Here is a 19,382-nt window from a genome sequence, read left to right on the forward strand (position 1 = left end):
AAGCATGCGACTCCGCCATATCGAGGTCTTCCACGCCGTGATGCAGGCCGGCACCATCAGCGGTGCCGCGCAGCTCCTGCACATCTCGCAGCCCGCGGTCACCAAGGTGCTGCAGCATTGCGAACTGCAACTGGGCATGGCCTTGTTCGACCGCGTTCGCGGCAAGCTCTATCCGACGCCGGAGGCCCAGCGCCTCTTCATCGAGATCGACAAGCTCAATCGCGACCTGGTGGCGATACGTCGGCTGGCTGCCAATCTGCGCAGCGGCGAATCCGAGCTGGTGCGCCTGGTGGCCACGCCAACGCTGGGCGCGGCGGTGATACCTGCGGCGATGACGCATTGGGTGCGCGCCTTCCCGGCCAGCCACTGTTCCCTGGCCACCAATCACACCCGGGAAATCGTCTCGGCCCTGCTGTTGGGCGAGGCAGACCTGGCGTTGTCATTGCAGGACCCCCGCCATCCCGGCATCAAGGCCGAGGTGATTGCCAGCGGCCAGATGATGGCCCTGTGCCCGGTCAGCTCGCCAGAGGCGCAAGGTCTGGGCCCCTTGTCGGTGGCCGAGATCCAGACCGAGCTGGTGGGCCTGGCCGGTGACGACCCGCTGGGCAATGTGGTGCACAACGCCGGCGAGGCGCAGGGCGCCCATCTGCACAGCCGCATCACGGTGCAAACCTATCAGCTGGCGCGCACGCTGTGCGAGGCCGGTGTCGGCGTGACCGTGGTGGACCCGTTCACCGCTGCTTCCGCCAACCGTGATCGCGTACGCCTGCGGCCGCTGGCCCCGGCCATCCCGGTGCAGCTCTACCTGCTGACCGCTTCCAATGCACCACTGGCGCAGACCGCGCGCCGACTGGTCAAGTACCTCAGCGAGGCTGCGCAGCAAAGCCTGCACTCGCTCGTAGCATCATGATTCCCTGCGAAGAGATCGCCAGCCACCCGGACTTCCGCGCGCTGGCCAGCCTGCCCGATATCGAGGTGGACCTGCGCTATGCCGGGCCTGACAACTTCGTCGGCCGCAATGTCTATGGCGGTCTCGACTGCGCCTGGCTGCGCCGCGAGGCTGCCGAGGCGCTGATCAATGCTTCCGAATGGCTGGCCCGTCAGCGCCCGGGCTACCGCTTCCTGGTGCTCGATGCGCTGCGGCCGCAGCGGGTGCAGGAGACGCTCTACGCAGAGCTGGCCGGCACGCCGCTGGCCATGTACCTGGCCCATCCGGAGCGCGGCTCCATCCATTCCTTCGGCATGGCGGTGGATTTGACCGTGCTGGACCCGCAAGGCGCCGAGGTCGACATGGGCACCGGCTTTGACGAGATGACCCTGATCTCGCACCCCGACCACGAGGCCGATCACCTGGCCCTGGGCCTGCTCACGGCGGCGCAAGTCACCGAGCGCGGCTGGCTGCGCGCCGCGATGCGGCAGGCGGGCTTCCACGGCATCAGCACCGAGTGGTGGCATTTTGATTTTGGTGACCGCATCGCCGTGCGCCGTGACCTGCCGCGCGTACTTTAGGCGTTAATTCAGACCTTAGGAATTGAATCCATGACCCCGCCCCGTCGCCAGTTTGTCCAGTCTCTCGCTGTCGCCGCTGCCGGCGTTGCGGCTCTGCCTGTTGCCGCCCAAGCTGCTGCTCAACCTGCAGCCCAGCCCGCGCCGCTGCTGGCGCGCCGCCTGCGCCCGGGCGACACCATCGCGCTGGTCAGCCCGGCCAATGCCACCTTCGAGCGCGAGCCCATCGAGCTGGCCACCGAGGCGCTGCAGGCGCTGGGATTCAAGGTCAGGCATGGCGCGAACTTGCGCGCCCGCTACGGCCAGTTCGGCGGCACCGATGCGCAACGCGCCGGCGACATCAACGCGATGTTTGCAGACGACTCGGTGGCCGGCATCATCGCGATGACCGGTGGCTCGGGCTGCAACCGCATCGTCGACAAGCTCGACTACAAGCTGATTGCCGCCAAGCCGAAGTTCTTCGGCGGCTTCTCCGACCTCACCTCGCTGGTCAACGGCATGCAGCGCCAGACCGGCCTCGTCACCTTCCACTGCCCGGTGGCCAGTTCGCAATGGAACGGCTACAGCGTGGCGGCCTTCCGCTCCCTGGTGATGGAAGCCGAGGCAGCGCTGCTGAAAAACCCGCCGCCAGAGCGTAGCGACAACATCATCCCGACCCAGTACCGCACCCGCGCGCTGCGCGGCGGCAAGGCACGAGGCCGTTTGGTGGGCGGCAACCTGGCGGTCCTGAGCTCGCTGATCGGCACGCCCTATGCGCCCGAGTTCCGCGGCGCGATCCTCTTCCTCGAGGAGATCAACGAATACATCTACCGGGTCGATCGCATGCTCTCGACGCTGCGCCTGGCCGGCGCCCTGAACCAGGTGGCCGGCGTGGTGCTGGGTCACTTCACCAAGTGCGAGCCGGGCGACAACAACTATGGCGTGCTGACGCTGGACGAGGTCTTCGACGACTACTTCCTGCCGCTCAATGTGCCGGTCTATCGCGGCGCGCAGTTTGGCCATGTGTCGCGCAAGCTGACGATTCCTGTGGGTGGCGAAGCCGAGATGGATGCCGATGCCGGCACCATCCAACTCCTGCGTCCGGTGGTGCTGTGATGACGATGAAGAAGACATTTCTGGCCCTGGGTCTTGCACTCCTGAACTTCGGTGCGCAAGCACAGCAAAGCGCCAGTGATTTCGCCTGGAGCGTGGGCCCCGAGACCGAGGTGCGCGCCAATCTCGTCTACTCGCTGGCCAGCGGCCAGGAGTTGAAGCTCGACCTCTACCTGCCCTGGCCGCGCAGCAAGGCTGTGCCGCTGCTGGTGCATTTCCATGGTGGCGGCTGGATTGCCGGCGCGAAGGAAGGCTCCACGCTTCACCTGCTGCCCTATCTGGCTCAGGGCTATGCCGTGGCCTCGGTGCAATACCGGCTGGCCAAGGTGGCGCCGGCACCGGCAGCGGTGGAAGACGTGCGTTGCGCACTGCGTTACCTGGCGATCCGAGCGAACGATCTGAAGCTCGACCCGCAGCGCATCGTTGTGACCGGCGGCTCGGCCGGCGGCCACCTGGCCCTGATGGCCGGCATGCTGCCAGCCGGCAACCGCTTCGACCGCGGCTGCGCCACGCCCGAGCAGGACCGCTGGGTCAACGGCAAGGAGCCGGCGGTGAAGGTGGCGGCCATCGTCAACTGGTTCGGCATCACCGATGTCGGCGATCTGCTGCAAGGCGCCAATGCCAAGCACTACGCCATCGAGTGGTTCGGCGCGATGCCCGACGAGCAACGCGCCCGGCTGGCGCGCGAAGTGTCACCGCTGAGCCTGGTGGCACGCGACAACCCGCCCATCATCACCATCCATGGCGATAACGACACGCTCGTGCCCTACAGCCATGCCCAGCGCCTGCACGAGGCGCTGAACAAGGTCGGGGTGAGCAATCAGCTGCTCACCATGCCCGGTGGCGGCCACGGCGGCTTCGGCCGCGAAGCGCAGCTCAAGGCCGCGGCGGCAATCCAGGCCTTCCTGCAGAAGCAGGGCCTGTAGCGCTGCGGCGCCGGTCCCAGCGCTCAGCGTCGCGCCAGCCAGTCGATCAGCGCATCCAGCACGGGCCGGCCCTTGGCGGCGGCCTTCTCGCCGTTGACCATCGCGGCCACGATCCACATGCGGCCCTGGCTGTCCGGCACGAAGCCGGCCAACGCCACGGCATCGCGCAGCGTGCCGGTCTTGAGCCGCGCGCGCCGGGCGGCCGGGCTGTCCTTCAGTCGCCGGGCCATGGTGCCGTCATAGCCGGCAACGGGCAGCGCCTGCTGCAGCTCGGGCAGCCACTTGCCGTCATTGGCGGCGAGCAGCAGGGCGGCCATCTGCGCCGGACTGATGCGCTCGATTCTTGAAAGACCCGAGCCGTTCTCCAGCACCAGGCCCTCGGTGGCGATGCCGTGCTCGGCAAACCAGCTGCGCACCGCGCGGTCGGCCGCCGCGAAGGTGGTTTCTTCCGGCGTGGCGGCCTGCGCGCCCACGCTCAGGTAGATGAGGCGGGTCAGCGGGTTGTCCGAGCTTTTCATCATGCCGCGCAGGACTTCGGTCAGCGGCCGGCTGCGATGCGCTGCCAGCACGCGGGCGCCAGCCGGCGTTGCGCCTTCGACGTCGCCGGCAGCGATCTCGCCGCCCAATTCGCGCCACAGCTGACGCACTGCGGCGGCCGTGACGGCCTGGCGCTCGTGCACATTCAACTCGGGCTTCTGGCTGCAGTTCTTCGGGAAGGCGCCTTGCAGGATCGCCGTCTTGCCGTCCGCGCTGACGCGCGGAATCTTCCAGCCGTCTTCCCAGTCCTTGCAGGCCTTGTCGTTCAGGCCGAGGGCGCTGGCATCCACGGCGAGGCCCGACCAGCCGGGTCCCACGCGCGCCGTGACCCGCTCGCCATCGGCTTGCAGATGGAAGTCCAGCATCGCGCCATTCAGGTACAGCGCGTCCGGGATCACGTTGTACTGGAACTCGGGCTGCTCATCGAAGGGCGGCTGACCCGTGTCGAAGCGGGCCGGCCGGAACAGCGTGCGGTCGACCACCAGGCCGCCCTGGATGACGCGCAGCCCCTGCTCGCGAACCTTGCGCAGCATGGCCTGCAGCGCGCCCCAGTCGAGGTCGGCGTCGGCTGCGCCGCGCAGATAGAGCGGGCCGGCCAGCACATCTCCTTGCACGGCCGCGTCTGCGAGCAGCTCGGTGCGTCCGCGCCAGTTGGGGCCGAGCTTGTCCAGCGCGACGATGGTCGTGACCAGCTTCATGGTCGACGCCGGCGACATGGGCCGCTGCGGCTGCAGGCGCAGGCCGCTGTCGCGTGCATCGAGCGGCAAGACGACCGCGGCCAGAGCGCTGTCCGGCATGCCGGCCTTGCCGAGGGCTTCGCGCACCGGCGGCGGAATCTCGTTGCTGACGCGAAATGAGGCACAGGCGCTCAGGAGGAGGGCGCTGCCAAGCAGCGCGGTGGAGCGCAGCAAATGGTTCTTCATGCTTGCAATGCCTGGTAGACCTGGTGGGCGATGGCCACATCCTCGAGGCCGATGCCGACGCTCTTGTAGACCACGATGGCGTCGGCGCCAACGCTGCGCGGTGGCTCGGCCAGCAGCGCGCCCAGCTCGACCACGCGCTCAGGAGCGATCACCCCCGGCGCGGCGCGGCAGAACTCACCCGCCTCGCCGGTGGCCGCCGGCTTCCATTCGACGACCAGCAGGGCCGCGCGGGCCAGCAGGGCGTCGTCAAGCTCGCGGGCGGCCGGCTTGCTGGAGCCCACGGCGGCCACCAGGGCGCCCGGTCGTACCAGCGCGCCATCGAACAGCGGCTCGCTGGCGCGTGTGCAGGTGACGATCACATCGGCTTGCGCGGCGGCGCTGGCAGCGTCAACGGCAACGGCGCTGACTTCAAATCGTTCGGCCAGTTCCGCGGCCAGCTCGCTGGCACCACTGCGGGCGCAGACCAGCACCCGCTGGAAGGGCCGCAGCGGCAACAGTGCCTCGGCGTGCGCCCGCGCCTGCGTGCCGGCACCAAAGATGGCCAGCACCTTGGCGTCCGGCCGGGCCAGCGCCTCGACGGCCACGGCCGTGGTGGCCGCAGTGCGCAGCCGGGTCAGCTCGTTGGCCTCGATGCAGGCCAGCGGCAGGCCGGTTTCGCTGCTGAAGAGGTTGATCACGAACTGGAACTGGCCGTTGCGGGTCGAGTAGACCTTGGTACCCAGCACGCCCATCTGCGGCAGCACGGCGCCCATGGCGCTGACCATCAGCGCGGCGCCATCAGGGGAGTTGGCCGCGGCCCGACCGCGCGCGAGCACGGCGCCCTGGCCCTGGCCGAACTGCACAAAGGCCTCGCGCAGCGCGGCACTGGCGGCGGGCAGGGTCAGCACGCTGGCGACCTGTTCTTCGGAAATGACTTGCATGGCAACGCGCCCAATACGGCAAAGCTGGGAATGGCTGCCAATGTAGGGCGTGATGCACCATTGCGGCACGAAATTTGCGCCGCAAGGGCTAGCAGCTTGGGCGCCCTGCATTCCCTGCAGTTATGAGTTGCCGTCAAGCATTCAGTGCACAACGCGCAACAGCTGCGGAGGAGCCCTATGGCGGCGTCCGTGGCGCTCCCCGATCATCGGATGCGAATCGCAACATTCGGCCATGTTCAGCAATACGGACCCGGCCCGGCATCACCAGGAGTAGCAGCATGAAATTGAACAAGCTCGCACGCAGCCTCGCGCTCGTTGGCATCGGCACCCAGCTGATCGGCGCCGCCATGGCGCAAACCACGACCACGACGCAGAAGGTCGAGAAGGTCGAAGTGACCGGCTCCAGCATCAAGCGGGTCAACCAGAACGCCCTGCCGCTGCAGGTGATCACGGCGGACGAAATCCGCAATTCCGGCTCGCAAACCGCCGAAGAACTCTTGAACTCCCTGGGCGAAAACTCGGCCAACGTCGACAACGCCACCTCGCGCAACAGCGTGTTCGGCGCCGACCAGGACCGCCTGACCGGCGGCTCGTCCTTTGCCAACCTGCGCGGCCTGGGCCCCACGGGCACCCTGGTGCTGCTGAACGGCCGCCGCGTCTCGACGCATGGCATGTCGGGCGGTGCGGTCGACCTGAATGCGATCCCCATCGAGGCGGTCGAGCGGGTCGAAGTGCTGAAGGACGGCGCATCGGCCATCTACGGCACGGACGCCATCGGCGGCGTCATCAACTTCATCCTGAAGAAGAATTACCAGGGCGCGGCATTGCGGGTCAACCTGACCAATCCGATGCAGTCGGGCGGTGGCCAGACCAAGCGGGCCTCGATCTCGGGCGGCTATGGTTCGATGGAGAAGGACCGCTTCAACGTGATGGCCAGCCTCACGATGGACCGAAACACCATCCTGCGCGGCATCGACCGGCAGTGGGCCAGCGGCTTCAACCCGGCCTGGGGCCTGAGCCCTGACACCACCAGCGCCCCGCATGCCAACATCATTGCATCGGCCGGCACCGCACTGACCTCCGCCGGCACGACTGTGGGCACGGGCGACGCCACCAAGTACACCAACCTGAACCTGCTGGCCTACCGCAACCAGTGCGACCAGGTGCCGTTCGGCGTGGCTCTTTCCCCCAACATCACGCTGTGGGACAAGTTCGGCTACACCAAGGCCAACGCGCAATTCCGCTGCGCCACCGACTACGGCCGCCAGTTCATGCTGTCGCCGCCGAAGGAGGGCTACAACGCCCTGGCCCGCGCCACCTTTGCCGTGACCGACACCGACACGGCCTTCGTCGAGTTCAACGGTTCGCGCACCGATGTGCGCTCGGAGTTCACGCCCTATCAGTTCAGCACCAGCACCAACGCCATCACCAACTACCCGGTGAACGGCCCCTACTACCTGAACATGAAGGCGTTGATCGGAGCGAATGACTTCGACCCGACCAAGCCGATCGCCTATCGCCTGCGCATGTGGGACTGGGGCTACCGTACGGTCGAGAACCGTTCGGAGAACAAGCGTGCGGCCGCCGGTCTGGACGGTGAGGTCTTCGGCTATGACTACAAGCTGGGCGTCTCCAAGGGCGAGGCCAAGGGCTCGGCCTACCTGTACGACGGCTATGCCTACACGCAAAAGCTGGTCGACCTGCTGGCCAGCGGCAAGTACAACCCATTCCTGCTGCCGGGCCAGAGCCAGACTCAGGAAGTGATGCAGCTGATCGAGGCCTCCAAGGCGCGCGGCCGCATCTTCGGCGGCAAGACCAAGGTGACGCAGTTCGACGGCGGCCTGTCGGGTTCGCTGATGAAGCTGCCGGCCGGCTCGCTGGACTTTGCCGTCGGCTTTGACTACCGCAAGGAGTTCTACGGCTTCTCGGGCTCGGAAGAGGCTTCGATTGCCTGCCGCGACAACTTCTCGGCCGCCAACCTGCTGGTCAAGAATGCCGTGATGGGCTGCGCCAGCAATGCACGCTCGCCGGATCAGGAACGCACGATCAAGGCCGCCTACGCAGAGTTGCTGGTGCCTGTGTTCAAGAACCTGGAACTGCAACTGGCTGTGCGTACCGACAAGTACTCGCAGATCGGCAGCACCACCAACCCCAAGATTGCGTTCAAGTTCACGCCGATGCGTGGCCTGCTGTTCCGCGGTTCGGCCAACACCGGCTTCCGCGCCCCGACGCCGCAGCAGCTGAACCTGGGCATGCTGGAGAACACCCTGACCGGTGTCTTCAACGACCCGGTGCGCTGCCCGACCGATCCGACACAGTGCGCGCGCAGCGGCGTGCTGTACCGCACCGGTGGCAATGCCTTGCTCAAGCCCGAGGAAAGCAAGCAGGCCACCTTCGGCGTGGTGTACGAGCCGATGAGCAATCTGCAGCTCTTCGCCGACTACTGGCAGGTCAAGCTGGATGATCGCATCCGCACGCTCAGCGTGACTCAGATGATCACGAACTACGACCTGTTCAAGGACAACTTCGTTCGTGACCCCGCCACCGGCAACGTCAGCTACATCCAGGCCGGCTGGGTCAATGCCGCCTCCAGCGAGACCAAGGGCCTCGACATGGGGGCTGTGTTCACCAGCTCGCTCGAAGGCGGGCGCCTGACTGCCAAGCTGAACCTGACCAAGATGATCAGCCACAAGGAGCGCCTGATCGACACGGCGCCTCTGGTTCAGTATGTCGGCAAGTGGAGCTCGACCACGCTGTACCTGCCCTGGAAGGGCAGCGCCAGCGTGGCCTACAAGAAGGGCTCGTTCAACACCACGCTGTCGGCTACCTACAAGGACAGCTACGACGACGAGGACATGAGCGCCTACCGCAGCACTGGCGAGACCAAGCGCACCATCGGCAGCTACACCACGTTCAACCTGTTCACGACCTACAGCGGCTTCAAGAACATGACGATCACCGGCGGTATCGTGAACCTGTTCGACAAGCAGCCGCCCTTCACCTGGCACAACGTTGACAGCGTGATCGGCGCAGGCTGGGATCCGCGCGTGGCTGACCCACGCGGCCGCACGCTGTCGGTCTCGGCCAAGTACGAGTTCTTCTAAGCCGACCAGCGCCAGCTGCCCGGAGCGGCTGGCCAAACAGAAAAGCCCCGCCGGTGTGCAGCCGGCGGGGCTTTGCTTCTTGCGGCCCTGTGGGCGAAGTGATCAGCCGACCAGCGTCAGGCGCCGCTGCTGCACATCCATGCGCACGCGCAAGCCGATGGGCAAGGTCTGGTTGGGGCGGCCATGGCCCGAGGGCCAGCCGGCGAGCACCGGCTTGGCCAGCGGGCGCAGGTAGTCGGCCAGCACCGCGTCCGGCGATTCGGCGTCGCTGAAGCTGCCGACAAGGAAGCCGGCCGCGGCATCGAGCACGCCGGCCAGGCGCAGTTGCGCCAGCAGCCGGTCGACCCGGTAGGGCTCTTCGGCAATGTCCTCGAAGAACAGGATCGCGCCTTCGGCGCGTGGCGCCCAGGGTGTGCCCAGCAGGGCGGTGAACACGGCCAGGTTGCCGCCGATGAGGCGCCCGCTGGCCGACTGGCCTTGCGAGAGCGGATGGGCGGCGACAGCGGGCGCCATCGTGTCGCCGCTGCGCAGGCCGCGCTGCAGCAGGCCGAACAGGGCCAGCGCATCGGCGCCGGCGTCCGCGTGCAGCAGGTCGGAGGCAGGCATCGGCGCATGCAGCCCTCGCAGGCCCAGCGTGTCGCGCAGGCCGTGCAGCGAGGTGATGTCGCTGTAGCCGATGAGGAGCTTGGGGTGGCGGCGCATCAGCTCGACGTCGAGCTGGTCCAGCAGCCTGGCGCAGCCGTAGCCGCCACGCAGGCACAGCACCGCATCCACTTCCGGGTCGGTGAATGCCGCATGCAGGTCGGCCAGGCGCTGGGCATCGCTGGCGGCCAGGAAGCCCAGATGGTTGGGCCCGGCACAACCCGGAAAGATCTTGGCCTTGAAGCCGTGGCCGGCGAGCAGCGCCGGCACCTGCTCCAGCGCGCCCGGCTTGGGCGGGCCCGCCGGCGCAACGATGCCCAGTGTGGCGCCTGGCGGCAGGGCGGGTATCAGCATCATGGATTCAGTCTCCCATCCATTGGCGCAGTCGCGTGTCCACAGCCGCGCCGAGCGCCGGCAGGCGCCAGGTGGTGGCACAGGGCTCGCCCGGCGAATAGCGCCGGCCCAGGCTGCTGGTCAGCGCGATCAGGTAGTGACGCCTGGAGGGAGCGATGCCGCGCACGATGCCGGCATCGGAACAGTAGTTCTCGGTGTTGCCGGTCTTGTGGGCAAACAGCAGGTCGCTGCGGGCCTGCTCGGGCCGCAGGTCGGCCGGGAACACCAGCTCGTCCGACAGCCGGGCCGAGCCGTCCGTCTGCAGCCAGCGCTGGGGCAGGCGCGCCGGCAGGCCGCGCACGTGGCCGGGCACACCAGCCAGCACGCCGCTGGAGAGAATTTCATGCAGGCCCTGCTCGCGCAGGCAGTGCAGGACGACGGCGCGGCTGGCCGGGCTCAGGAGCGGGGCCAGGTCTTGCTTCAGCCAGGGCGCCGGCGGCGCGTCTTCGTCGAGCAGCCAGAGCAGGCGCAGCGTGTCCCAGGCCGTCATCTGCAGCTGGCCGACACCCGCGCCGTCGCTGTTGCGCCAGCCGCCATCGGGCCGGGTATTGCAAAGGCGCAGGCTGTGCAGGCCGTGGGCGGCGAAAAGCAGGTGCAGCTCGTTGCGAACTTCGCTGTCCCGCTCGCGGCGAATCGCGCCACGGGCATGCAGCAGCGCGACGAGGGCCGAGGTGGCGTCGTTGCAGCTGATCACCGTCATGTCGAAAGCCCAGTCGCGCACCGTGCGGCTGCGGCCCTGCCAGGCCCAGGCTTGCTCCCAGTTCGCGTGACCCTGGTCGACTTGATGGGCCACGCCCACCAGCACCATCAGCTTGATCAAGGAGGCTGGATAGGGCGCGACGAAGCGCGGCTGGCCCGCGCTGCCGGCCAGCGTCTGCCAGGCAAGCTGGGACCAGTCGCTGCCGGGCAGCCAGGCGACGGAGCGGCCGTCCTGGTCGAGCTGGTCGGCCTGGTAGTGGACATTGCACACCGCACCTGCCTCGCCGCTGAACTCGGCCACCAGGCCTCGGGGATGCTCGCGCGAGAACAGCACATTGGCGAACACCGGCGCGGCCGCCGGCGGGAAGGCGGCGACCGCCAGGTCGATGCTGGGCATGCAAGCCGCGGGTGCGCCGTTTTGCAGCTGGTCGGCGCTGTGCTCGAAGCCCTGCTCGCGCACCGCGCCAAGCAGGGCCTGAGCGAGCTGCCCGCCGTTCATGCGGGCTGCAGCTGCAACCCGTCCAGGGCCACCGGACTGCTGCGGCCCGAGATCAGCTCGGCCACGATGTCGGCCGTGGCAAAGGAGAAGGTGAAACCCAGCGCGCCGTGGCCGACATTGAGCCAGAGATTGCCGACCGGCGTGGCGCCCACGATGGGCGCGCCCGAGGGCGTGGCGGGACGCAGCCCGGCCCAGGCGACGGCCCGGTCGTAGTCGGCCGCCTTGGGGAAGGTGGCTCGCACCGTGCGCTGCAGCGATGCGATGCGATGCGGGTCGATGCTTTCGTCTTCGCCCACCAGGTCGACCATGGCGGCCACGCGCAGCTGGTCGCCGATGCGGGCATAGAGGATCTTCTTCTCGAAATCGGTGACGCTGACTTCTGGCGGGCGGTGCCCGCTGCCGATGGGCGCGGTCAGGCTGTAGCCCTTGAGCGGGTACAGCGGCAGCTTGATGCCCAGCGACTGCGCGAGCGCGCGGCTTTGCAGGCCGGCGGCGAGCACCACCTGGTCCGCGGCGACATCGCCCTGGCTGGTCTTGACGGCGGCGACGCTGTTGCCCCGCTGCACGAAGCCGGTCACCTCAGCCGTGACGAAGCCGCGGAAATTGCCGTGTGCCTTGAGCGCCTGGGCCAGTTGCAGGCAGAACTGCTTGCAGTCCGCCACCGCCTCGCCGGGGGTGAAGATGCCGCCGGCCATCTGGGTGTCGCTGTCGGCCAGGGCCGGCTCCAGCGCCACGCATTCGTCATGGTTGAGTGCCTGCTCCAAGCCGCCCGCCTGAGCCTGGATGCGGCCAGCCACGCGGGCGAACTCCTCGTTCTTGCGATAGACCACCAGCTTGCCCGGCGCGCGCAGCGCGATGTCGTCGAGCTCGGCGGCCTCATGCAGGCGGGCAAAGGCCGACTGGCTGAAAGCGCCCAGCGCCAGCAGCTTCTCGGTCATGCGGCGGTTCACCGGCCCGCGGCAGGCACGCAGGAAGTCAAGCAGCCAGGACCACTGCTGCCAACTGGCTTCGGGCTTGAAGCGCAGCGGGCCATCGGGATCGAGCAGCCAGCGCATCGCCTTCAGCGGCACGCCCTCGTCGGCCAAGGGCGAGACATAGCGATAGCTCAACTGGCCGCCATTGGCATGGCTGGCGCCGCTGGCGACCTCGCGCTCCTTTTCGATCAGCGTGACCTGATGGCCCCGCTCGGCCAAGGCCCAGGCCGAGGTCAGGCCGACCACGCCACCACCAATCACCACAACATGTTTCATCCGACCCCTGGCCCGGTTCCAAGCGATTACAGCTTTCGCAGCGTAAGGAACAGAGGGGCTCAGGGCCAATGAAAGCGGCGGCGGCGCCTATAACCGTTTCGCATGATCAGGCGGCCGGGGCTCAGGGCTTGGCCGGCGCTGGCTTGAACGGGCCGTTGCGCCGCTGAAGCAGCTGTTGCAACTGAACCGCATGGCGGCGCTGCTCGTCGGCACTCATCACCGCATCGACCTGCTTGCGTATCAAGGCCATGCCTTGCGGCGTCGCAAAGGCATGCTCGATCGCCTGGATCGCGAGCCGCCCCCAGGGCGTTTGCGGGCAGGCGACGCCGGAGTACACCGGCTCGGAGGCGCCGGCAATCGTGTAGACGTCCAGCGAGGCGAGGTCCGGCGATTGCCGGGCCATCTGCTCGACGCCTTGCGGATGCTCGATGGTGTAGTGCGCCCGGCCGCGCGCCAGCATGGTGGGCAGGGTGGCGCCGAAATCAGCAGCCGAGTAGAAGCTGACGGCGTCGGGGTCTCGGGGGCGCGCCGCCAGCATGTTGTCGATCACCTCGCCGTAGCTGCGCCCTTCCACCAGGGCGCCAGCCAGAGCCTGGATGTGCAGGAGGCGCGGCAGCTCCACTTCGCCAGCAGGGTTCAGCGGCAAGGATTGTCGAACGCCGTGCGTGACGATCAAGCGTGGCGGCAGGCTCATGGCCGCGAGGCTGAAGAAGGCGATCTGCGTACGCTCCTTGGTGAGGAGTGTGGCCACATGGCAGGCCTTCTCGCCCGCGGCGATCATCTGCCAGCTGCGCTTGGCATTGGCCTGGATGGTCTTGCTGGCCTTGGGCAAACCGAGCTGCCCGTCCAGGAACTGGATCAACAGCTCGTTCTGAGCGCGCGAATCGGAGTGCGCAGGCGCGCTGCTGAGCCAGGTGATGCTGTCCAGCCGTTCGGCGGCCATGGCGAGCCTGCCCACCAGCGCCGCGCTGGCCAGCAGCATGAAGATCCCGACCCGCTTGCCGTCCATGGGGCCAGTATCAGCTCAACACAGCCGCGAAAGCCCGCGCCGTCGCTTCAACATTCTTGGTGTTGAGGCCGGCCACGCACATGCGGCCCGAGCGCAGGATGTAGACGCCGAACTCGCTTCTCAGCCGATCCACCTGCTCCGGCGTCATGCCGGTGTAGCTGAACATGCCGCGCTGGGTCAGGAAGTAGTCGAAGTTGCCACCGGGCAGCTTGGCCGCCAGCACCTCGTAGAGTGCGTTGCGCATGGCATGGATGCGCAGGCGCATCTCGGCCACTTCGCCTTCCCACAGCGAGCGCAGTTGCGGGTCGCTCAGCACGCGGGCCACCACCTGGCCGCCGTGCAGCGGTGGGTTGGAATAGTTGCGGCGGATCATGAACTTCAGCTGGCCGAGAACCAGCTGTGCCTGCGCCGCATCCGGGCAGACCACGCTCAGCGCGCCACAACGCTCGCCGTACAGGCTCATGCTCTTGGAGAAGCTGTTGGCGATCAGGAAGGACAGGCCGGCGTCGGCCATCGCGCGCACGGCAAAGGCGTCTTCATCGAGGCCATCGCCATAGCCCTGATAGGCCAGATCGAGGAAGGGCAGCAGCTCGCGTTCCCTCAGCACCGGGATCAGCTCGTCCCACTGCAGCGGTGTCAGGTCGACGCCGGTCGGGTTGTGGCAGCAGGCATGCATCAGCACCACGCTCTTGGCGGGCAGCTCGCGAATGGCTGCCAGCATGTCGGCAAAACGGACGCCGCCGGTGGCTGCGTCGTAGTAAGGATAGGTCTTGACCTCGATGCCCGATCCTTCGAAGACGGCGCGGTGGTTGTCCCAGGTCGGGTCGGAGACGTAGATGGCGCTGTCGGGGAAGTAGCGCTTGATGAAGTCGGCACCGACCTTCAGGCCGCCGCTGGAGCCCACGCTCTGAATGGTGACGATGCGGCCTTGCTTGCGGGCCTGGTGCTCGGCACCGAACAGCAGCACCTGCACCGCCTCGCGGAAGTTGGCCGCGCCTTCCATCGGCAGATAGGGGCGGGCGCCGGCATCGGCCACCACGGCCAGTTCGGCCTTGCGCACGGAGTCCAGCATCGGGATGCGGCCGTCGTCGTCGAAGTAGATGCCGATGGACAGATTGATCTTGTCCTGTCGCGGGTCCTTCTGGAAAGCCTCGTTGAGGCTCAGGATGGGATCGCCTGCGTAGGCGTCGACGTGCTTGAACATGGGGCCGTGCTCCTGGCGGATCGTGAATCGGCCCATTATCGACGGCGATGCCCCGAATTCCCGGGCGGCGCTCCTTGACCTAGACAGGCGACTGCGCCGCCTCCAGCAGCAGCTCCTTGAAACGCTCCACCATGGCGGCCTGCGGCTCGCGCAGGTGCCATACGGTCAGGTCCGACAGGCTTTGATCCACGGTCACCGGCAGGATCACGAGCACGCCCGTCTGGGCCGCCAGCTTGGCCACATGTTGCGGCATGACCGTGAGCAGTGGCATGCGTTTCATCAAGCTCAGCGCCAGCATCAGGTCGCCGGTCTCGATCACATTGGTCGGCAGAGGCAGGCCGAGGTTCTGCCACATGCGGTCCTGCAGCGCCCGCGAGCGGGTGCCCGGCAGCTCCCAGATCCAGGCCTGCTGCGTCAGCAATTCCCAATCCAGCTCGCGAACCTTGGCCAGCGGGTGATGGCTGCTGATCGTCAGCACCTGCGACTGCTCGATCAGGCGCAGGCCTTCGAGGTCGGCGGGCAGCTCCTGCGGCGGCACGCGGGCGATCACCAGGTCCAGCCGGCCCTCGCGCAGCTCGGCGAACAGGCTGCTGAGCGCGTGGGTGCGCACGCTGATCGTGACCTTGGGCTGCTCCTGCTTCATGGCCACGATGGCCTCGGGCAGCAGCTTGGCCAGTGCAGCATTGGTTGAGCCGATCAGCAGCTCGCCGGAGGCGCCGCGCACGATGGAGCCGAGGTCTCCGGCGCCGCGGCGCAGGTCTGCATCCAGCTTTTGCGCCAGCTCAACGAGCCTTTGGCCGCAGGCGGTGGCGCGCAGGCTGCGCCCACGGCGGGCAAACAGGGTCTGGCCCATGCCCGACTCGATCTCGCTCAGCGCCTTGCTGATGGCCGGCTGGGTGACAAAGAGCGCCTGCGCTGCCGCGCTCAGGCTGCCGGTTTCATGCAGGGCCAGCAGCACGCGCAGGTGGCGAAGGCTCATCCGGCGCAGGACGAAGTTCTCGGCCTCCTCGGGGCTGTTCTTGCTCGCATTCGGGGTAGCCATCGGGAAACTGTAGCAAAGCGCCCCGCTCGACCTGGATCTGATCTTTGCGTTGCTGGCACCCCCTCCTTTGGGGGAGGGCTGGGCCTGGCGGGCCTGAAACAGGGTCGGCATGAGTGATTGGAAAGTTTTCCAGAAAAGAATTCATGCGGGATCTGAGGGTTGTCGTCGGCAATTCCGACCTGGCTGGCCAGCCAATGGAGGTCGCGGGAGCTGGATCGCCCGCCGGGCTGAATCCAAAGCAGACCGCATAGGTGCTGGCGCGCTGCTGGTGCGGCTTGAAAATTAAGTAATAACCCTTGGTATTGGGTCGATTCAGCCGAATTTTGGTGAAGGCGGGAGTGCTTGGGTCAGCGTCGTCAAGTGCCAGTTGGCTCGCCGTTGTAAGCCTGGAACGACGGAGTCATCGGCAATTCACACTGCTTTACCATTTGCCGCTTGGCCTGTGCGTGGCTCACCACGGTGCCTTTACCCCTGATTTCAGGCATTTCGCAGTCGGCCCAGGTCGACCCCGGCCGAACGTTGCCGCGCCAAACGCGGGGCAGACCGCGACTGCGAAAAATCTAGTTGAGCTTTTGAAGGAGCGATACATGCAATTCCGTCCTACCGCACTTGCCCTGGCCGTCGTCGGTCTGGTTTCGCAAGCGCAGGCCCAGCAGGCCGCACCGGCTGCCGAACCGCAAAAGATCGAGCGCGTTGAAGTGACCGGCTCGATGATCAAGCGCACCGACCGCGAAACGCCGTCGGTCGTTCAAGTGATCACCGCCGAAGACATCAAGAACTCCGGCTACTCGAACATTGAAGACCTGCTCAAGGCCAACAGCTCGGTGGACCTGGGTTCGGTGGGTGACGGCGCCGCCAGCGGCTTCGTCTCCGGCGTTGCTGCCATCTCGCTGCGTGGCCTGGGCGCCCAAGGCACCCTGACCCTGATCAACGGTCGCCGTCTGGCACCGGTCGGCGCCGTCGACATCAACTTCGGCCGCGGCAACCTGGTCAGCGTCAACACGATTCCGAAGGGCGCCATCGAGCGCATCGAAATCCTGAAGGATGGCGCTTCCGCCATCTACGGTTCTGACGCCATGGCCGGCGTTGTGAACTACGTGCTGAAGAAGGAATACCAGGGCGTTGAAATCGGCGGTTCCGTCGGTGCCAACGACCAGGGCGCTGGCAAGAACCAGAACGTCAACGTGTCCTTCGGCTTCGGCAATCTGGACACCCAGAAGTTCAACATCTTCGGCGGCCTGGACGTGTTCCATCGCGACCGCGTCGGCTACAACGAGTTGAAGAACGTCGGCGACCTGGCTCTCTACGACAAGTGGAATGCCGACCAGGGTGTGCTGCCCAGCTTCTTCCCGAGCAGCCGCAACTCGTTCTACGGCAACTACTACGCCGTCCCGACCGCACTGACGACCGCCAACTCCAACGTTGACGGCACGTCCTTCCTGGGCACGCTGAGCGCCTGCCCGGACGACTTGACGGTGGGCAAGGGCATCGCCACCAAGTCGCCGGTCAGCACGGCTGTCTACCCGGTGGGCCAGTGCCGCTTCAACACCGACGCCTACGCCGAAGCCATCGCCAAGCAAGACCGCGTTGCCGGCTCCCTGCGCGCCAACTTCCTGCTGAACAGCGACACCACGGCCTACGCCGACCTGATGGTCTCGCGTACCAAGACCGTGCAGCGTGCGTCGCCCTACGCCCTGACCTCCAGCCTGGTTTCGTCGGCTGACCCGCGTGCCGCCACCTGGCCGCTGCCCAACGGCTCGATCCTGTCGCAGAGCGCCATCATCCTGCCGATCGGCCATCCGGACAACCCGACCAATGGCACGTCGGCACCGCGCGCCGTGCAAGTGCTGTACCGCTTCGATGACGTGCCGCAAGACGTCATCTCCGACCTGAAGGCTGCCCGCTTCACCGCCGGCGTCATCGGCGTGTTCGCAGGCTGGGACTATGACGCAGCGCTGGTCTACAGCCGTCAGGACAACGAAGCCATCCGTACCGGCCGTATCCTGGCCTCGGGCCTGAACAAGGCCATCTCGGCTGGCGGCAGCGCCTACCACTTCGGCAAGAAGAACGACGCCGCCGGCATCGCTTCGATCTCCGCCGACGCTTCGAACGAAGGCCAGGGCGAAGTCACCTCGCTGGACGTGCGTGGCAGCCGCGAGCTGTTCAACATGGCCGGCGGCAAGGCTGCCATGGCCGTGGGCCTGGAAGCTCGCCGTGAATCGCTGAGCTCGACGCCTGATGAAAACTACCAGAAGGGCGACTACATCGGCCTGGTGGGCAACTCGACCAAGGGCACGCGCGACATGTACGGCGGCTTCGCCGAGCTGCGCCTGCCGGTGCAGAAGAACCTGGAAGTGCAAGCCGCCCTGCGTGGCGAGCACTACAGCGACTTCGGCAACTCGACCACGGGCAAGCTGGGCTTCAAGTGGAGCGCACTGCCGAGCACGCTGGCCATCCGCGGCACGGCCGCCACCGGCTACCGCGCGCCGTCGATCTCGCAGATCGGCGACTCGTTCGTGATGAGCTTCCACTCGAACACCGCCGAACGTGCCATCGACCCGCTGCGCTGCGACCCGGTCACGCTGAAGAGCAAGTCGACGATCCCGGCCCAGTACCGCGATTGCAACCTGCTCGGCTACACCGCCGGCATCCCGACGACGGAACGTACCGGCAGCCTGGCTACCATCGTTGCCGCCAACCCGAAGCTGAAGCCGGAAACCTCGCAGTCCGCCACCCTGGGCTTCCTGTTCTCGCCGACCAACTCGATCGACCTGTCGATCGACACCTGGTACTTCAAGCGTAGCAAGGAAATCCGTGTCCAGGGCGGTATCGACGTGGTCAATGCCTACAAGGCTGATCCCGCCGGCAACGAGCAGTACGTGCTGCGCGACACCAACCAGGCCACCTGGCTGCGTGATGGCGCTGGCAACCTGATCGCCAACAGCGGCCCGATCCTGGCCCTGAAGCGTCAGTACGGCAACTTCAACTACACCATCACCTCGGGCGTCGACTACGAGCTGAACATCCGCCTGCCGGCCAACCAGTTCGGCAAGTTCAAGTTCAAGATCGAAGGCACCTACACCGGTCGCTACGACCAGAAGGTGCTGGACACCTCGCCGGTCAGCTACTGGGCTGGCACGACCTCGTCGCTGCTTCCCAAGACCAAGGCTTCGGCCCGTGTCGATTGGAGCAAGGCTGACTGGAACGCCTGGGCACGTTTCAACCATACCGACGGCCTGTGGAGCAACACCACGTCCGCCGCTTGCCAGACGGCTCCGGCTACCAGCACCACGCTGGGCATCCCGAGCCAAAACGGCTGGTGCACGTCGGGTGGCGAGAACACCCTGGACCTGGGCATTGGCTACAAGGGCTTCAAGAACCTGCGCCTGAATGCCAGCATGCTGAACGTGACCAACCAGTACACGGCCACCAACGCTGGTCAAGTGCCTGCCATGTGGACGTTCTACGACCTGAACACGACGCCGATGTTGGGCCGTCGCTGGAGCATCAGCGCGACCTACAGCTTCGAGTAATCGACGCAGCGCTTGTCGCGAAGGGCCGGCACCTCAGGGTGCCGGCCCTTTTTCTTTGATGCGGCCGCATGATGCAGCGCACAAACGCGCACACGCGGTAGCA

14 protein-coding genes are annotated in these 19,382 nt (G+C 66.8%); 6 read left to right on the plus strand and 8 right to left on the minus strand.

Annotated elements, in window-relative coordinates; all coding sequences use genetic code 11:
* The first annotated feature begins 4 nt into the window (after nucleotides 1-4).
* The 4 genes from ABT392_RS21490 to ABT392_RS21505 are packed head-to-tail and all read left to right on the plus strand — an operon-like array spanning nucleotide 5 to nucleotide 3,524.
* The gene (locus ABT392_RS21490) at nucleotides 5-910 is read left to right on the plus strand and encodes a LysR family transcriptional regulator (protein ID WP_334277593.1); all 906 of its coding nucleotides are present in this window, start codon (nucleotides 5-7) and stop codon (nucleotides 908-910) included.
* Nucleotides 907-1,509 (plus strand): M15 family metallopeptidase, encoded by a 603-nt coding sequence (locus tag ABT392_RS21495; RefSeq protein ID WP_334277592.1) that lies wholly within the window; start codon nucleotides 907-909, stop codon nucleotides 1,507-1,509. Before ABT392_RS21490 ends, ABT392_RS21495 begins: the two co-directional genes overlap by 4 nt.
* A 30-nt stretch (nucleotides 1,510-1,539) precedes the next feature.
* On the plus strand, nucleotides 1,540-2,601 hold the full coding sequence (locus tag ABT392_RS21500) for a S66 peptidase family protein (RefSeq protein WP_395384581.1): 1,062 nt from the start codon (nucleotides 1,540-1,542) through the stop codon (nucleotides 2,599-2,601).
* 5 nt (nucleotides 2,602-2,606) lie between these two features.
* Nucleotides 2,607-3,524, plus strand: coding sequence for an alpha/beta fold hydrolase (locus ABT392_RS21505; protein WP_395384580.1), 918 nt, complete (start codon nucleotides 2,607-2,609; stop codon nucleotides 3,522-3,524).
* A 23-nt stretch (nucleotides 3,525-3,547) separates the two neighbouring features.
* Here the strand turns inward: ABT392_RS21505 and dacB are convergent, their stop codons facing one another.
* Entirely contained in the window at nucleotides 3,548-4,984 is a 1,437-nt protein-coding gene (gene dacB, locus ABT392_RS21510) for a D-alanyl-D-alanine carboxypeptidase/D-alanyl-D-alanine endopeptidase (RefSeq protein ID WP_395384579.1), read from the minus strand.
* Complete coding sequence (locus tag ABT392_RS21515) at nucleotides 4,981-5,904, minus strand: ornithine cyclodeaminase family protein (RefSeq protein WP_395384577.1); 924 nt, start codon at nucleotides 5,902-5,904, stop codon at nucleotides 4,981-4,983. The genes dacB and ABT392_RS21515 overlap by 4 nt, the downstream gene beginning before the upstream one ends.
* A 278-nt stretch (nucleotides 5,905-6,182) precedes the next feature.
* Between ABT392_RS21515 and ABT392_RS21520 the strand changes: the two genes are divergently transcribed.
* A complete protein-coding gene (locus ABT392_RS21520) occupies nucleotides 6,183-9,008 on the plus strand; it encodes a TonB-dependent receptor (RefSeq protein WP_395384576.1) in 2,826 nt (941 codons plus the stop codon).
* A gap of 102 nt (nucleotides 9,009-9,110) precedes the next feature.
* Here the strand turns inward: ABT392_RS21520 and ABT392_RS21525 are convergent, their stop codons facing one another.
* The 6 genes from ABT392_RS21525 to ABT392_RS21550 form a co-directional block, all read right to left on the minus strand.
* Nucleotides 9,111-10,007, minus strand: a complete 897-nt coding sequence (locus ABT392_RS21525) for a S66 peptidase family protein (RefSeq protein WP_395384575.1) — start codon at nucleotides 10,005-10,007, stop codon at nucleotides 9,111-9,113.
* A 4-nt stretch (nucleotides 10,008-10,011) separates the two neighbouring features.
* Nucleotides 10,012-11,241, minus strand: a complete 1,230-nt coding sequence (locus tag ABT392_RS21530) for a serine hydrolase (RefSeq protein WP_395384574.1) — start codon at nucleotides 11,239-11,241, stop codon at nucleotides 10,012-10,014.
* Nucleotides 11,238-12,491, minus strand: a complete 1,254-nt coding sequence (locus ABT392_RS21535) for a D-amino acid dehydrogenase (RefSeq protein ID WP_334277584.1) — start codon at nucleotides 12,489-12,491, stop codon at nucleotides 11,238-11,240. The genes ABT392_RS21530 and ABT392_RS21535 overlap by 4 nt, the downstream gene beginning before the upstream one ends.
* 121 nt (nucleotides 12,492-12,612) lie before the next feature.
* On the minus strand, nucleotides 12,613-13,500 hold the full coding sequence (locus tag ABT392_RS21540) for a hypothetical protein (RefSeq protein ID WP_334277583.1): 888 nt from the start codon (nucleotides 13,498-13,500) through the stop codon (nucleotides 12,613-12,615).
* Between the two features lie 10 nt (nucleotides 13,501-13,510).
* Complete coding sequence (locus tag ABT392_RS21545) at nucleotides 13,511-14,704, minus strand: amino acid aminotransferase (RefSeq protein WP_395384573.1); 1,194 nt, start codon at nucleotides 14,702-14,704, stop codon at nucleotides 13,511-13,513.
* A gap of 79 nt (nucleotides 14,705-14,783) precedes the next feature.
* Entirely contained in the window at nucleotides 14,784-15,746 is a 963-nt protein-coding gene (locus ABT392_RS21550) for a LysR family transcriptional regulator (RefSeq protein ID WP_334277581.1), read from the minus strand.
* 587 nt (nucleotides 15,747-16,333) lie between these two features.
* Here ABT392_RS21550 and ABT392_RS21555 point away from each other — a divergent pair.
* Nucleotides 16,334-19,279 (plus strand): TonB-dependent receptor plug domain-containing protein, encoded by a 2,946-nt coding sequence (locus ABT392_RS21555; protein WP_395384572.1) that lies wholly within the window; start codon nucleotides 16,334-16,336, stop codon nucleotides 19,277-19,279.
* Nucleotides 19,280-19,382 lie beyond the last annotated feature (103 nt).

This window comes from Paucibacter sp. JuS9, from assembly GCF_044043925.2.
GTDB lineage: Bacteria > Pseudomonadota > Gammaproteobacteria > Burkholderiales > Burkholderiaceae_C > JAUASW01.